The sequence below is a fragment of the Citrobacter sp. 50677481 genome (assembly GCF_001463265.1).
Lineage (GTDB): Bacteria > Pseudomonadota > Gammaproteobacteria > Enterobacterales > Enterobacteriaceae > Citrobacter_A > Citrobacter_A sedlakii.
On record NZ_LNHZ01000051.1, the window covers coordinates 180,650 to 195,637 of the forward strand.

The following is a 14,988-nucleotide window of genomic DNA, read 5'->3' on the forward strand; positions in this document are numbered from 1 at the left end:
GGGGGGTAACAACTCCCGACTCAGTGATTAAAACCAGGGAAGGAGTATACCTGCGCGATGGCGCAAATACAGCCAGCGCGTGCACTGGATTGCATTTTTGCGGGGCGCAATGGAAAAAATAGCGTAAAACCGCGCCATCCATGCGCCGCGCGGCCCTATTATTTGATCTTCTGAGGCTATTTTATCGATTCAGCTGTAGTAAAATTACGCAAAATTTTTGTTTCTTTAGTGTGAGGTTTCACAATGTCGGTTTCGAAAAAACCTATGGTGCTGGTCATTCTCGATGGCTATGGTTACCGTGAAGAGAGCCAGGATAACGCCATTTTCTCTGCGAAAACGCCCGTCATGGACGCGCTGTGGGCGCAACGTCCGCATACGCTGATTGACGCGTCCGGTCTGGAAGTGGGTCTGCCTGACCGTCAGATGGGTAACTCAGAAGTAGGTCACGTTAACCTGGGCGCGGGCCGCATCGTGTATCAGGACCTGACGCGTCTGGATGTCGAAATTAAAGAACGTACCTTCTTTGCCAATCCGGTGCTGACCGCGGCGGTAGACCAGGCGAAAAACGCGGGTAAAGCGGTTCACATCATGGGCCTGCTCTCGGCGGGCGGCGTACACAGCCACGAAGACCACATCATGGCGATGGTGGAACTGGCCGCTGAACGCGGCGCGGAGAAAATCTACCTGCATGCGTTTCTCGACGGTCGCGACACCCCGCCGCGCAGCGCTGAATCCTCACTGAAAGCCTTCGAAGACAAGTTTGCCGCGCTGGGCAAAGGCCGCGTCGCTTCTATTATCGGACGTTATTACGCCATGGACCGCGACAACCGCTGGGATCGCGTTGAACAGGCTTATGATCTGATGACCCTGGCAAAAGGCGAATTCCAGTACGCAACCGCGGTTGAAGGCCTGCAGGCCGCTTACGCTCGCGACGAAAACGATGAATTCGTTAAAGCGACCGTGATTCGTGCGGAAGGCCAGGCCGATGCGGCAATGGAAGACGGCGATGCGCTGATTTTCATGAACTTCCGTGCCGACCGCGCGCGTGAAATCACACGGGCATTTGTTAACACCGACTTCGACGGCTTTGCGCGTAAGAAAGTGGTTAACCTGAATTTTGTCATGCTGACCGAATACGCGGCGGACATCAAAACGGCCGTCGCCTACCCACCAGCCTCTCTGGCAAACACTTTCGGCGAGTGGATGGCGAAGAATGACAAAACCCAGTTGCGTATCTCCGAAACGGAAAAATACGCGCATGTGACCTTCTTCTTTAACGGCGGCGTGGAAGAGCCATTTGCCGGTGAAGAACGCATTTTGATTAATTCACCGAAAGTGGCGACCTACGATCTTCAGCCGGAAATGAGCTCTGCGGAGTTGACTGAAAAACTGGTCGCCGCTATCGAAAGCGGGAAGTACGATACCATCATCTGTAACTACCCGAACGGCGATATGGTCGGTCATACCGGGGTGATGGAAGCAGCCGTGAAAGCAGTGGAAGCACTGGATCACTGCGTTGAGCAGGTCGCGAAAGCCGTTGAATCCGTTGGCGGACAGTTGCTGATCACTGCGGACCACGGTAACGCCGAGCAAATGCGCGATCCGGCGACGGGTCAGGCGCACACGGCGCACACGAACCTGCCGGTTCCGCTGATTTACGTGGGTGACAAAAACGTAAAAGCGGTGGAAGGCGGTAAACTTTCCGATATCGCGCCGACCATGCTGACGCTGATGGGTATGGAAATCCCGCAAGAGATGACTGGTAAGCCGCTGTTCATCGTGGAATAATCCCTCCCCATGAGGGGAAAGGCGATGAATACCAAACAAGGGGTCATGAAAACGCAACGGTTTTCAGTCAGGCCCCTGATTTACGCCAGCGTGTTGAGCGCTGGCGTATTGTTGTGCGCCTTTTCCGCCCACGCGGATGACCGCGATCAGCTCAAATCCATCCAGGCGGATATCGCCGCCAAAGAGCGCGCCGTGCGCCAGCAGCAGCAGCAGCGCGCAACCCTGCAAGCGCAGTTGAAAGCACAGGAAGAAGCGATTTCCGTCGCCACGCGTAAACTGCGCGAAACCCAAAACACTCTCGCTCAGCTCAACAAGCAAATTGATGAGATGAACGCCTCCATCGCGAAGCTGGAGCAGCAAAAAGCCAGCCAGGAACGCAGCCTCGCCGCACAGTTGGATGCGGCGTTTCGTCAGGGTGAGCATACCGGCATTCAGCTTATCCTCAGTGGTGAAGAGAGCCAGCGCGGCCAGCGTTTACAGGCCTATTTCGGCTATCTGAATCAGGCGCGGCAAGAAACCATTACCGAGCTGAAGCAAACCCGCGAGCAGGTCGCCGCACAACGCGCCGAGCTGGAAGAGAAGCAAAGCCAGCAACAGACGCTGTTATACGAACAGCGCGCCCAGCAGGCGAAGCTGGAGCAGGCGCGTAACGAACGGAAAAAAACGCTCGCCGGACTGGAGTCCTCAATCCAGCAAGGCCAGCAGCAGCTGAGCGAACTGCGCGCTAACGAATCCCGTCTGCGTAACAGCATTGCGCGAGCAGAGGCCGCCGCCAAAGCGCGGGCGGAACGCGAAGCGCGCGAGGCGGAAGCAGTACGTAATCGACAGAAAGAGGCGACCCGTAAAGGCACCACCTATAAACCGACTGAAAGCGAAAAATCGCTGATGTCGCGCACCGGCGGTTTAGGCTCGCCGCGCGGTCAGGCTTATTGGCCGGTTCGCGGGCCAACGCTGCATCGATATGGCGAACGGCTGCAAGGTGAGCTACGTTGGAAAGGGATGGTTATCGGTGCGTCTGAAGGCACTGAAGTCAAAGCCATTGCCGATGGTCGGGTGATTCTGGCGGACTGGCTGCAGGGCTACGGGCTGGTCGTCGTCGTCGAACACGGCAAGGGCGACATGAGCCTTTACGGCTATAACCAGAGCGCGCTGGTCAGCGTGGGGACACAGGTTCGCGCCGGTCAGCCCATTGCGCTGGTCGGCAGCAGCGGGGGTCAGGGCAGACCGTCGCTCTATTTTGAAATCCGTCGCCAGGGTCAGGCCGTCAATCCACAGCCGTGGTTGGGAAGATAAGTTTTGCCTCACTTTCGTCGTACTGTTCTTTCATTCGCCAGCCTACTGGCCTTCGCCTCCCCCGCTTTTGCTGGCAAACTCGCCATCGTGATCGACGATTTCGGCTACCGTCCGCATTATGAAAATCAGGTACTGGCGATGCCAGACGCAATCTCCGTTGCGGTACTGCCTAATGCGCCTCACGCCCGCGAAATGGCGACCAAAGCGCACAACAGCGGTCATGAGGTGTTGATTCACCTGCCGATGGCCCCACTCAGTAAGCAGCCGCTGGAAAAAGACACGCTGCGCCCGGAGATGAGCAGCAATGAGATCGAACGTATTGTGCGCGAGGCGGTCAGCAAAGTTCCCTACGCTGTCGGGCTGAATAACCATATGGGCAGCGCGATGACCTCCAGCCTGTTTGGCATGCAGAAAGTGATGCAGGCGCTGGAACGCTACGATCTCTATTTTCTCGACAGCATGACCATCGGCAATAGCCAGGCCATGCGCGCAGCGTCCGGTACGGGTGTGAAGGTTATCAAGCGCAAAGTGTTTCTCGACGACACGCAAAACGAAGCGGACATTCGCCGCCAGTTTAACCGCGCCATCGATCTGGCTCGTCGAAACGGGTCTGCGATCGCGATCGGACATCCGCATCCGTCAACGGTGCGTGTGCTCCAACAGATGGTGTATAACCTGCCAGCCGATATCACGCTGGTGCGTCCAAGCACCCTGCTTAACGAACCGCAGGTGGATACTTCGACGCCGAACCTGACCCCGCCGAAAAACAACGACGCGCCGCGTAATCCGTTCCGCGGAGTGAAGGTGTGTAACGCGAAGAAGGCACCCGAACCAGTTTATACCGACCGTTTCTTCAGCGTCATAAGCGAGAGCATTCGTCAGAGCACGCTGGTCAGCTGGTACCAGCATCAGTGGCAGGGCTGGGGGAAGGCCCCCAGCAAGGGTGGCGTTAACCCAGGTTAAGGGCTTGACGGGCGGTGCGATGGTGCGAGCGTGTTTTGTCGCGCCAGCGATAAAGTCGTAGAGACCACAGCAGCGCCTGATACGCGACCTTCGCGCTACGCACGTTCAGTATCATCCGTTTATACATGCCCGAGGTGAAAATCTCGGCAATCATGCGTTGACGTGTCAATATATCCGGCTCTTTGCGTACAGCATGACACACGCGTAATGCTTCATACGTTATTTGCTGACGAAACTCCGGATAAAGGGTAATTCGGTCGGCATAATCGCGATTCAGCTTTTCCAGTAAGCGGGTGATTTTAATATAATGGCGCTGATAATTAAGGTTTTTATTGCCCTGTCGTTTTAAACGACTAACGGAATTATCATGCAGGAAATACTTATATAATGACTCTTCGGTATAGCGTGCGCGACGGGCATTAAACATAAACTCTGTGGTCCACACGATATCCTGATGATGTAATCCCGGAATAAATCTGATGTTATTTTTTTCAATCACGTCGCGGCGATAAACCCCCATCCATACCACGTGCGTCCAGCGCCGAGAAGATAGCGCCATACGGAGCCAGTCCGGACCCGTTAATACACCTGTTGAGCGAATACGATCGGTGGGAATAGATTGCCAGGTGTCGCCGGAGGAACGTTCGCTCCAGTCCGCGTTACATTGCGCGACGTCGAGATTATCTTCCAGCGCCATCGTCATCAGCGTTTCGTACATGTGAGGATAAACCAGATCATCCGCATCGACGAAAGCGATATACTGCCCGGTGGCGGCGGCCATTCCCCGGTTACGCGCGACCGACGCCCCGGCATTGGCCTGATGCAGCAGGCGAACGTGTGGGTAGTTTTCGGCGTAATGCGTTGCTATTTCAACAGAGTTATCCGTTGAACCATCATTAACAATAATTATTTCCAGGGCAGTCCATGTTTGCGCGATGAGTGATTCCATGCAGGCTTTGAAATCATTACCCGCATTATAAAGCGGGATAATGACGCTGAGTCTGTTTGTACTATTCATCATAAATTACCGATTACCTCTGAAGTTACCCGCCTTTGTACAGCCTTAGTGTTAAGAAACAATTAAGGCTGGTGCATACTATTTTTAAACGTTGACGGTAACGGCAGAATAAAGCGTTGGAATGAACAGCAAAATCAGACTAGTGAGTAATTACGTAATATTTATGACAATGACAAAACTTTACAGGATTTCAGATATTGCCGAATAAAAAGGCCGGAAAATACCGGCCTTTTTACGATTAATCCCAGCTCAGGATGACTTTCCCCGACTGACCTGAACGCATCGCGTCAAAGCCCTTCTGGAAGTCATCAATCGAGAAACGATGGGTGATGACAGGAGAAAGATCCAGACCCGACTGGATCAGCGCCGCCATCTTGTACCAGGTTTCAAACATCTCGCGGCCATAAATGCCTTTGATGAAGAGCCCTTTAAAGATCACTTTCGTCCAGTCGATTGACATGTCAGAGGGCGGGATCCCCAGCATCGCGATGCGACCACCGTGGTTCATGGTATCAAGCATGGTGCGGAACGCCGGCGGCGCGCCAGACATTTCCAGCCCTACATCGAAGCCTTCGGTCATCCCCAACGCTTCCATCACGTCGGTCAGACTCTCCTGCGCCACGTTAACCGCACGGGTAATACCCATCTTACGCGCCAGGTCCAGACGGTATTCGTTAACGTCGGTGATGACGACGTTGCGTGCCCCGACGTGTTTCGCCACCGCTGCCGCCATAATCCCGATAGGACCCGCGCCGGAAACCAGCACATCCTCGCCCACCAGATCGAACGACAGCGCCGTGTGCACCGCATTACCGAACGGGTCAAAGATAGACGCCAGATCGTCAGAAATATTGTCCGGGATTTTGAAGGCGTTGAATGCCGGGATCACCAGATATTCGGCGAAGCAGCCTGGGCGGTTCACACCCACGCCGATCGTGTTGCGGCACAGGTGCGTACGGCCACCGCGGCAGTTACGGCAGTGCCCACAGGTAATGTGTCCTTCGCCAGAGACGCGGTCGCCAATTTTAAAGCCTTTGACTTCCTGACCGATGCCGACCACTTCGCCGACGTATTCGTGCCCGACAACCATAGGTACCGGGATGGTTTTTTGCGACCACTCATCCCAGTTGTAGATGTGAACGTCAGTGCCGCAGATGGCTGTTTTACGGATTTTAATCAGCAGATCGTTGTGTCCGACTTCCGGTTCAGGAACGTCGGTCATCCAGATGCCCTCTTCCGCTTTCAGTTTGGATAACGCTTTCATCTTTGATCCTCAGGCAATAACGCCCAGTTGTTTACCTATGCGCGTGAACGCCTCAACCGCGCGCGTGATTTGCTCCGGCGTATGGGCGGCGGACATCTGGGTACGAATGCGCGCCTGGCCTTTCGGCACCACCGGATAGAAGAATCCTGTTACGTAAATACCCTCTTTTTGCAGCTCACGGGCAAATTGTTGCGCCACCACCGCATCGCCCAGCATCACCGGAATGATGGCGTGGTCGGCGCCCGCAAGGGTGAAACCTGCCGCAGACATCTGCTCGCGGAACTGGCGCGCGTTCGCCCACAGGCGGTCGCGCAGCTCGCCGCCGGATTCCACCATCTCCAGTACTTTTATGGAGGCGGCGACAATCGCCGGCGCCAGAGAGTTGGAGAACAGATACGGACGGGAGCGCTGACGTAACCATTCCACCACCTCTTTACGCGCCGCAGTGTAGCCGCCAGACGCGCCGCCGAGCGCTTTGCCCAACGTCCCGGTGATGATGTCCACGCGTCCCATCACGTCGCAATACTCATGGGAGCCACGCCCGTTTTCACCCACGAAGCCCACCGCGTGAGAGTCATCAACCATCACCAGCGCGTCGTATTTATCCGCCAGGTCGCAGACGCCTTTCAGGTTGGCGATCACGCCATCCATCGAGAACACGCCGTCGGTAGCGATCAGTACATGACGGGCCCCGGCTTCACGCGCTTCTTTCAGGCGAGCTTCCAGTTCGACCATATCATTGTTGGCATAGCGGAAGCGCTTCGCTTTACATAAACGCACGCCGTCGATAATAGAGGCGTGGTTCAGGGCGTCGGAGATAATCGCGTCTTCTGCGCCCAGCAGCGTTTCGAACAGGCCGCCGTTGGCGTCGAAGCAGGAGGAGTAGAGGATGGCATCTTCCATCCCCAGGAAGTTTGCCAGCTTTTGCTCAAGGTGCTTGTGGCTGTCCTGGGTACCGCAAATAAAGCGCACCGAGGCCATACCAAACCCGTGAGAATCCATTCCTGCTTTTGCCGCCGCAATCAGTTCAGGGTGGTTAGCCAACCCGAGATAGTTGTTGGCGCAGAAGTTAATGACGTGGCTTCCATCCGCCACAGTGATATCTGCCTGCTGAGCAGACGTGATAATGCGCTCTTCTTTAAACAATCCTTCCGCCCGGGCGGTTTCCAGATCGTTGGTTAACTGTTTGTAAAAATCCCCACGCATTGCGATTCTCCAGACTGGGCAAATTTCAGCACATCTTACCTAACCCTGGACGCTGATACGAGATGACGCATTAGCACTTCTTTAAAATGCAGGATAAATCACGCGTACCCACACGCGTAATCGGTGAATGGCTGAAGCCAGGGCCAGGTAGTGATATGATAGAAGTATTCGTGTCCGAGATAGTCTCTGACTCCATAATTCATAGGTTACAGTTATGATCATCGTTACCGGCGGCGCGGGTTTTATCGGCAGCAACATCGTTAAAGCCCTGAATGATAAAGGCATCACCGATATCCTGGTGGTGGACAACCTGAAAGACGGCACCAAGTTTGTGAACCTGGTGGACCTGAACATTGCCGACTATATGGATAAAGAAGATTTCTTAATCCAGATTATGGCGGGCGAAGAGTTTGGCGAGGTAGAGGCCATTTTCCACGAAGGCGCGTGCTCCTCCACGACCGAGTGGGACGGCAAGTACATGATGGACAATAACTATCAGTACTCCAAAGAGCTGCTGCACTACTGCCTGGAGCGTGAAATTCCGTTCCTGTACGCCTCTTCCGCCGCCACCTACGGCGGTCGCACCTCTGATTTCATCGAATCCCGCGAATATGAGCAGCCGCTGAACGTTTACGGCTATTCTAAGTTCCTGTTTGATGAGTACGTGCGTCAGATCCTGCCAGAAGCGAACTCCCAGATTGTTGGCTTCCGCTACTTCAACGTTTACGGTCCGCGCGAAGGCCACAAAGGCAGCATGGCGAGCGTGGCGTTCCACCTGAACACCCAGCTGAATAATGGCGAAAGCCCGAAACTGTTTGAAGGCAGCGACGGCTTCAAGCGTGACTTTGTTTACGTGGGCGATGTGGCGGATGTGAACCTGTGGTTCTGGGAAAACGGCGTGTCCGGTATCTATAACCTCGGCACCGGTCGTGCAGAATCCTTCCAGGCCGTGGCTGACGCGACGCTGGCTTTCCATAAAAAAGGCGAGATTGAGTACATCCCGTTCCCGGAAAAACTGAAAGGCCGCTATCAGGCGTTTACCCAGGCGGATCTGACCAACCTGCGCGCGGCGGGCTATGACAAGCCGTTTAAGACCGTAGCCGAAGGCGTAACGGAATATATGGCCTGGCTGAACCGCGACAGCGATACAAATTCACAAAATCATTCGAGCGGTATCAAGGCGGCAACTAAGTGAATCTCCGGTCACTTACTAAAGTAAGTGACCGGAGTGAACGCAGGCAGCCAACGCAGAGACAGCTTGAAGGATGAAGTGAATGAAAATTTTGGTGATCGGCCCGTCCTGGGTGGGCGACATGATGATGTCGCAAAGTCTCTATCGCACGCTCAAGGCGCGCTATCCCCAGGCGATAATCGACGTGATGGCGCCCGCATGGTGCCGTCCGCTGTTGTCGCGAATGCCGGAAGTGAACGAAGCGATCCCAATGCCACTCGGCCATGGGACGCTGGCGCTCGGCGAACGCCGCAGGCTCGGCCATAGCCTGCGCGAGAAACGCTATGACCGCGCATATGTGCTGCCCAACTCCTTCAAATCAGCCCTTGTGCCCTTCTTTGCGGGCGTACCGCAGCGCACAGGCTGGCGCGGCGAAATGCGTTACGGTCTGCTAAACGACGCGCGTGTGCTGGACAAAGCGGCCTGGCCCTTGATGGTGGAACGCTATGTCGCGCTGGCTTACGACAAGGGCGTAATGCACAGCGCGAAAGATCTGCCGCAGCCGCTGCTGTGGCCGCAGTTGCAGGTGAGCGAAGGTGAAAAATCCCTGACCTGTTGTAAATTTTCGCTTTCAGATGAGCGGCCTATGATCGGCTTTTGCCCTGGCGCGGAATTTGGACCTGCCAAACGCTGGCCACACTATCATTACGCGGAACTGGCGAAACAGCTGATAGACGAAGGCTATCAGGTTGTGCTGTTCGGTTCGGCGAAAGATCACGAAGCCGGGAACGAGATTTTAGCGTCCTTAAACGGTGAGCAGCAGGCGTGGTGCCGCAATCTGGCAGGCGACACCCAGCTGGAGCAGGCCGTCATTTTGATCGGCGCCTGTAAAGCCGTCGTCAGCAATGACTCCGGGCTGATGCACGTCGCCGCGGCCCTTAACCGCCCGCTGGTTGCCCTCTACGGCCCCAGCAGCCCTGACTTCACGCCGCCGCTTTCACATAAAGCGCGGGTGATTCGCCTGATTACCGGCTATCACAAAGTGCGCAAAGGCGATGCGGCAGAAGGGTACCATCAGAGTCTGATCGACATTACGCCAGCGCAGGTGCTGGAAGCCCTGAACGCGCTGTTATTACAAGAGGAAGCCTGACGAATGCGGGTTCTGATCGTCAAAACATCCTCAATGGGTGATGTGTTGCATACCCTTCCGGCGCTCACCGATGCACAACAGGCGATACCGGGTATTCAGTTTGACTGGGTGGTCGAAGAAGGATTCGCGCAGATCCCCTCGTGGCATTCGGCGGTAAACCGCGTCATTCCCGTTGCGATTCGTCGCTGGCGTAAAGCCTGGTTTTCCGCGTCGGTTAAAGCGGAGCGTAACGCTTTCCGCGAGGCGGTACAGGCAGAACGCTATGATGCCGTTATCGACGCCCAGGGATTGGTTAAAAGCGCTGCGCTGGTGACTCGCCTCGCACATGGCGTAAAGCATGGTATGGACTGGCAGAGCGCACGCGAGCCGCTGGCCGCTCTGTTTTATCATCGCCGCCATCACATTGCCAGGCAGCAACATGCCGTAGAGCGTACCCGCGAACTGTTCGCAAAAAGCCTGAATTACTCCAAACCATCCTCGCAAGGCGATTATGCTATCGCGCGGCATTTCCTGACATCTGAACAGGATCCTGCGCAACCCTACGCGGTATTTTTGCACGCAACCACGCGCGATGATAAACACTGGCCGGAAGCAAACTGGCGAGCGCTAATTGGTTTGTTGGCTGACAACGATATCAGCATCAAATTGCCGTGGGGCGCGCCTCATGAAGAAGCACGGGCGAGAAGACTTGCCGAAGGGTTCGCTCACGTTGAGGTCTTACCGAGGATGAGTCTGGAAGAAGTTGCGCGCATACTGGCAGGCGCAAAATATGTGGTTTCCGTCGATACGGGGCTTAGCCACCTGACGGCGGCGCTCGATCGACCGAATATTACGCTGTATGGCCCAACGGATCCGGGGTTAATTGGGGGGTACGGGAAAAACCAGATAGCGTGTCGTTCACCCGAAAATAATTTAGCCAAGCTTGATGCCCACACCGTTCTGAACGGAATATCATCATTATTCTAAAGGTACATGAATGTTAGCCTTGAACCCTTTACATCCCTGGCAAACCGGTGCCAGGAAGATGTCCACAGTGCTGGAGTTGACTACCTGGTTACTTTGCTTCGTCACTCTTGTCGTCGCGCTGTTCAATAATAATTTGAGTATGAAGCTGTATAATATTACGGCGATTCTCGGTCTGCTGGCGCTTATTTTACGCGGCAAGCCGGAAAGTTATTCGCCGCGATACTGGCTGTTACCCCTTTCTGTTCTGCTTATCGGCGTCATCGACGTCAGCTGGTATTCCGCCTTTAAAGTAGATAATTCACCCTTTCGGGCGACGTACCATAGTTATTTGAATACGGCGAAAATCTTTATCTTTGGGGCCTTTCTCATACTGTTGGCGCTGACCTCGAAAATAAAGATGAATAAAGAGTGGCCGCTGTATATTCTGTATTCGCTGTCGTTTTTCATTGCCGGTTATGGCTACTATGTAAAAACCACAACCGGTATCTCCCGTCTGGATTTTGGTATTGGTACGGCAACAGGCGCAGCATATTCGATCATGTTTGTCGGCATCGTCAGCGCGATATCAATACTGTATACCCAGCGCAAGCACCCGGTGCTGTTTCTGCTTAACGCAGCTACCGTGTTCTTTGCGCTTGCCCTCACCCAGACGCGTTCAGCGCTGCTTATTTTTCCGGTGATATGCGCGCTGGCACTGGTGGCGGGCTATCTTAAGACCCCCAAAAAATTGTTCTTTTCGGTGATTGGTTTTTTGGTTGCCTTCGTTGTCCTTGTTGCGGTCTTCAGCAAGCCGATTTATAGCCGCTACCATGAAGCGGTTGCGGACCTGGCGCAATATAACAATGGCAACAGTGTCAGTTCGCTTGGCGCACGCCTGGCGATGTATGAGATTGGTTTTGATATTTTCAAAGAATCACCGCTTGCCGCACGCTCGGCAGATGTTCGGGCGCAGCGTATGGAAGAGCTGGCGAATGCGCATCCTTATCTTCGCGGGGCTTTAGAATTTTCCAACGTTCACTTGCACAATGAACTGGTTGAAGCGGCCTCGCTGAAAGGTATTGCCGGGATTCTATCGACTTTGCTGTTTTACGCCGCGCTGTTTTATACGGTGTACTATCACCGCTCTTTAGGGCTGTTTGCCCTGACGTTAGCGATTATTGGCACGGGAATGAGCGATGTGATTCTCTGGTCACGCAGTATCCCGATCATTTTGATCACGGCTGTCGCACTGATGCTGCTTATCAAGAAAAATCGCCCGCCAGAAAGACGTGTTCAGCAGTGATTCCTTTCACGCCATCCAAAGCGGGCATCCGTTCACTTTGGATGGCGGTCAAATAACGCATCCACTGAATCAATCAATACATCGGAACGAATATCTTTCACCGTACAGGTGGGAGAGACTACCTGCAATGCGTTGCAATTATTCGGCGCCCAGATTAGGTGCGAGGGATAAGCGTCGTGTCGCGCGTTGGGGTAGAGCGCGAGCGTAGGGATCTGATAAGCCGAAGCAATATGAACCAGCGCGGTGTCCACAGAAATAACGTACTGGCTGAATTTTGTCAGGGCAACGGTATAAATAAACGCGTTAAACGGCAGCGTTTCAATGTCCGGTATCGCAATAGAGCGCACATCTTGCGGCAGGCCGGTAAAAATCACCCGAAACTCAGGATGCCGTTCACGAATACGGGAATAGATCGTTGCAATCTGCTCCGCTGTTAAACGGCAGATTTTCTTCGCGCCCAGAGCATTAATTATAATAATCTTCGTATCGCCGATGAAATTCACGACCGCGTTTTCGACCTCTGCGGTGAGCGGCAGATCATAACTGACATCGAACGAATTATCGGTATCGGGATAAAAATAACGCAGTATTTCACTCGCCCGCGTACACATATGCGCAGCGAGTTTTTCGTCATGCGGATGATACACGGTGTAGTAACGCTTATACCATTTATCAAAGCCAAGAACATGCGAGCGCCTGACGCCAGATAAGAGTAACGCATGGGTAAAAGAAGGCATTGTTTCAAAAGGATCGAGAACGATATCGAAAGACGCCTGCTTCAGCTGCTTACGTAGGGCCAGTACATCGCTGATTTTAGATGAGGTTTTGATAAAGAAACGATGTATCTTGTTATTACCCGCGAGAAAGTCTTTTCCTGCGGCGGTCGTTAAGATAGAGAGCTTAACACCACGAGTGGTCAGTTCCCGGTAAAGCGAACTCAGGACAATTAAATCGCCTAACTTGTTGTTGTCATGAATAAGCAAACATGACCGGATTGCTGGCGCGTTGATTTTTGGCGTTGTATTTTGGGGAAAGAAGAAAGATAAAGCGTTAATTTTGATTTTATTAAAAAAATATCTTTTTTTCTTATGGAAAGCACCTAAGCCCATGCTAATTACCACATTACAATAAAAAACAGGATTGAAATTAGCCTACATAAGAATCCGCATGATCGTGCAGTCCAAGCGTTTTTTTCAATACGCTTTTCTTAGGCGCAAGGGTAGCGACATCAGCAGGTCTGATAAAAGGAATGATGTCGTAGCCAATCGCCGTGTCGTCAGAGAGGTTGTAAATCTGAAAGTCTGGCACTTGTGCACGCATGAATTTGAAGAAGGGCAAGATTTTGACCAGATCCTTGCTGAGCTCTGACGGCATCGGGTTATTGCTTTCGTCATAAAAACGCGCGCAACTGCCGGTAATGTCCAGCCCGGAACAGATAGTGTTATCGTACCCCAGCGAATATGCTATTTGCATTGCGGTATACGCAACGGTATGGCATGAACAATAGCCGAAGCTAATATCCTTACTAAAGCCAACCAGCCTTCCGCGCTTAGAGACAGGGACGTTGATCAACAGTTTCTTGTTCCATCGAGACAGCGTTTCCAGCTTCAACTTCTTGAAAAGTCCGCCTTTTTCACGTTTATAAAACGCGCGCAAAATGAAGCAATGAGCGCGCATGTAGCACTTGTCTTCTTCCGATGCGGCCTCATAAACGTCCATATTGACGAAGGTAAATTTACTGCCGCGGCTGAACTTATAAAAGTCCTCACGCCGTTGCAGCAGAAAGCGTGCGTCTGTTAGGACATAAATGAAAGGGGTAATACCATTACTGAGCAAGTATTCCGCCGCGCCGTTAACGGTGATGACATCATTGTTGCGTAAAAGAGACAGTGGCGTCCCTCGGGACGTAGGCCCCGACAAGAAAATGATAACGTTTTCAGATGTTCTGCTGTCAGTAAGCTGCTGAACACCGGCGCGAGTTAAAAACTTAACATTACTCATATAAAACCTGTATGTTAATCATGCAACTTAAATCACGATGAATCTTTGAGGTAAGTGTTCATAGCTTATCTTTAGCGAGGGTAATCGAAATAGAGTACTGAACCTGCTCATAAAATATACAACGCCATTTTTGCATTTAGACCTGCCAATTGCAATATCCGGGATATCACAGTCAAACTTAGCGCACACTTTTGCCTTTCAGACGACGCAAAAAATTACGCCATTTTTTCTTGTAGACCAAAAGATGGTAACCCAGATCTTTGCTCGTGTTTTCAATGCCATAATGACGTTCTAAATCGATTCTGTCTTTAGCCATCCGTTGACGAGAGGGTCTTTTTCCGGACAGGTCAATGATCCTTATCTCACCATCCTGTAATATAAAGTTACCCTTATGCGGGTCGCCTGAGACCATACCATGTTGGTGAAGTCCCTCGATCGAATGCTTAATCTTACTCTTTATGTCCGACGAGATGTCAGACATGTCGGCCAGTTCCACACCTTCGATGTACTCAATAATCATGATATAGGTGTGGACATAACGCAGCGTTTTCACTTCTGCCAACAGATAAAAATCATTTAACGCATCATACCCTTCCTGGCGAACACGATCCGTCTGGTAGAAAAGTTTTTCGTAGTAGTCCCCTTTCACCAGCGATTTGAAAAATCGCTCAGTGTTTTTTACTTTAGGGTGAAAAATCTTCAGAATATATTTACCATGCTCGGTATCGATCAATACGACCTTGGTATCTTCAATACTACGAAAGACTTTTAATACGCTAAGATTGTGGTTAAGAAAATCAGTGAAAATATCGATGTATTTTTGCCCGTCTTGTTTAACGAAGACAGTATAATTTTTTATTTTTGTTTCAGTAATCATAATTGTGGG

General features: G+C 52.5%; 13 protein-coding genes. 7 read left to right on the forward strand and 6 right to left on the reverse strand.

The annotated features are described in order from the left end of the window. Positions 1-243 precede the first annotated feature (243 nt). Genes gpmM through APU02_RS13455 form a run of 3 tightly spaced genes read left to right on the forward strand, consistent with a single transcriptional unit; the run spans position 244 to position 4,044 of the window. The gene (gene gpmM / locus APU02_RS13445; RefSeq protein ID WP_060570252.1) at positions 244-1,788 is read left to right on the forward strand and encodes a 2,3-bisphosphoglycerate-independent phosphoglycerate mutase; all 1,545 of its coding nucleotides are present in this window, start codon (positions 244-246) and stop codon (positions 1,786-1,788) included. A gap of 9 nt (positions 1,789-1,797) precedes the next feature. Further along, positions 1,798-3,081 (forward strand): murein hydrolase activator EnvC, encoded by a 1,284-nt coding sequence (envC, locus tag APU02_RS13450; protein ID WP_060570253.1) that lies wholly within the window; start codon positions 1,798-1,800, stop codon positions 3,079-3,081. A gap of 3 nt (positions 3,082-3,084) precedes the next feature. Next, positions 3,085-4,044, forward strand: coding sequence for a divergent polysaccharide deacetylase family protein (locus APU02_RS13455; protein ID WP_060570254.1), 960 nt, complete (start codon positions 3,085-3,087; stop codon positions 4,042-4,044). On the opposite strand, the gene APU02_RS13460 is transcribed toward APU02_RS13455, so the two are convergent. From APU02_RS13460 to kbl, 3 genes are all read right to left on the reverse strand, one after another. Further along, the gene (locus APU02_RS13460) at positions 4,031-5,065 is read right to left on the reverse strand and encodes a glycosyltransferase (protein ID WP_042286989.1); all 1,035 of its coding nucleotides are present in this window, start codon (positions 5,063-5,065) and stop codon (positions 4,031-4,033) included. The genes APU02_RS13455 and APU02_RS13460 overlap by 14 nt on opposite strands. A 235-nt stretch (positions 5,066-5,300) precedes the next feature. Then, complete coding sequence (gene tdh, locus APU02_RS13465; protein WP_060570255.1) at positions 5,301-6,326, reverse strand: L-threonine 3-dehydrogenase; 1,026 nt, start codon at positions 6,324-6,326, stop codon at positions 5,301-5,303. 9 nt (positions 6,327-6,335) lie between these two features. Continuing rightward, a complete protein-coding gene (gene kbl, locus APU02_RS13470; protein ID WP_060570256.1) occupies positions 6,336-7,532 on the reverse strand; it encodes a glycine C-acetyltransferase in 1,197 nt (398 codons plus the stop codon). A 214-nt stretch (positions 7,533-7,746) separates the two neighbouring features. On the opposite strand from kbl, the gene rfaD reads away from it, so the two are divergent. From rfaD to APU02_RS13490, 4 genes are all read left to right on the forward strand, one after another. Further along, positions 7,747-8,727: an ADP-glyceromanno-heptose 6-epimerase gene (gene rfaD, locus APU02_RS13475; protein WP_060570257.1), complete on the forward strand. Its 981-nt coding sequence runs from the start codon at positions 7,747-7,749 to the stop codon at positions 8,725-8,727. 79 nt (positions 8,728-8,806) lie between these two features. Next, positions 8,807-9,853, forward strand: a complete 1,047-nt coding sequence (gene rfaF / locus APU02_RS13480) for an ADP-heptose--LPS heptosyltransferase RfaF (protein WP_060570258.1) — start codon at positions 8,807-8,809, stop codon at positions 9,851-9,853. Between the two features lie 3 nt (positions 9,854-9,856). Continuing rightward, positions 9,857-10,819 carry a lipopolysaccharide heptosyltransferase RfaC gene (gene rfaC / locus APU02_RS13485; protein WP_060570259.1) on the forward strand — a complete coding sequence of 321 codons (963 nt, stop codon included), beginning with the start codon at positions 9,857-9,859 and terminating at the stop codon, positions 10,817-10,819. Between the two features lie 10 nt (positions 10,820-10,829). After that, on the forward strand, positions 10,830-12,101 hold the full coding sequence (locus tag APU02_RS13490) for an O-antigen ligase family protein (RefSeq protein ID WP_060570260.1): 1,272 nt from the start codon (positions 10,830-10,832) through the stop codon (positions 12,099-12,101). Between the two features lie 32 nt (positions 12,102-12,133). On the opposite strand, the gene APU02_RS13495 is transcribed toward APU02_RS13490, so the two are convergent. The 3 genes from APU02_RS13495 to rfaY form a co-directional block, all read right to left on the reverse strand. After that, complete coding sequence (locus tag APU02_RS13495; RefSeq protein ID WP_042287009.1) at positions 12,134-13,210, reverse strand: glycosyltransferase family 9 protein; 1,077 nt, start codon at positions 13,208-13,210, stop codon at positions 12,134-12,136. Between the two features lie 37 nt (positions 13,211-13,247). Further along, the gene (waaZ, locus tag APU02_RS13500) at positions 13,248-14,102 is read right to left on the reverse strand and encodes a 3-deoxy-D-manno-oct-2-ulosonate III transferase WaaZ (protein WP_060570261.1); all 855 of its coding nucleotides are present in this window, start codon (positions 14,100-14,102) and stop codon (positions 13,248-13,250) included. 178 nt (positions 14,103-14,280) lie between these two features. Continuing rightward, positions 14,281-14,979: a lipopolysaccharide core heptose(II) kinase RfaY gene (rfaY, locus tag APU02_RS13505; RefSeq protein WP_060570262.1), complete on the reverse strand. Its 699-nt coding sequence runs from the start codon at positions 14,977-14,979 to the stop codon at positions 14,281-14,283. Positions 14,980-14,988: the final 9 nt, after the last annotated feature.

Excerpts from the sequence above, each read along its gene's own strand:
- APU02_RS13495 (WP_042287009.1), bottom strand. The coding sequence starts at position 13,210 with ATGGGCTTAGGTGCTTTCCATAAGAAAAAAAGATATTTTTTTAATAAA.
- kbl (WP_060570256.1), bottom strand. The coding sequence starts at position 7,532 with ATGCGTGGGGATTTTTACAAACAGTTAACCAACGATCTGGAAACCGCC.
- rfaC (WP_060570259.1), top strand. The coding sequence starts at position 9,857 with ATGCGGGTTCTGATCGTCAAAACATCCTCAATGGGTGATGTGTTGCAT.
- APU02_RS13490 (WP_060570260.1), top strand. The coding sequence starts at position 10,830 with ATGTTAGCCTTGAACCCTTTACATCCCTGGCAAACCGGTGCCAGGAAG.
- rfaD (WP_060570257.1), top strand. The coding sequence starts at position 7,747 with ATGATCATCGTTACCGGCGGCGCGGGTTTTATCGGCAGCAACATCGTT.
- waaZ (WP_060570261.1), bottom strand. The coding sequence starts at position 14,102 with ATGAGTAATGTTAAGTTTTTAACTCGCGCCGGTGTTCAGCAGCTTACT.
- tdh (WP_060570255.1), bottom strand. The coding sequence starts at position 6,326 with ATGAAAGCGTTATCCAAACTGAAAGCGGAAGAGGGCATCTGGATGACC.
- APU02_RS13460 (WP_042286989.1), bottom strand. The coding sequence starts at position 5,065 with ATGATGAATAGTACAAACAGACTCAGCGTCATTATCCCGCTTTATAAT.
- rfaY (WP_060570262.1), bottom strand. The coding sequence starts at position 14,979 with ATGATTACTGAAACAAAAATAAAAAATTATACTGTCTTCGTTAAACAA.
- rfaF (WP_060570258.1), top strand. The coding sequence starts at position 8,807 with ATGAAAATTTTGGTGATCGGCCCGTCCTGGGTGGGCGACATGATGATG.
- envC (WP_060570253.1), top strand. The coding sequence starts at position 1,798 with ATGAGGGGAAAGGCGATGAATACCAAACAAGGGGTCATGAAAACGCAA.
- gpmM (WP_060570252.1), top strand. The coding sequence starts at position 244 with ATGTCGGTTTCGAAAAAACCTATGGTGCTGGTCATTCTCGATGGCTAT.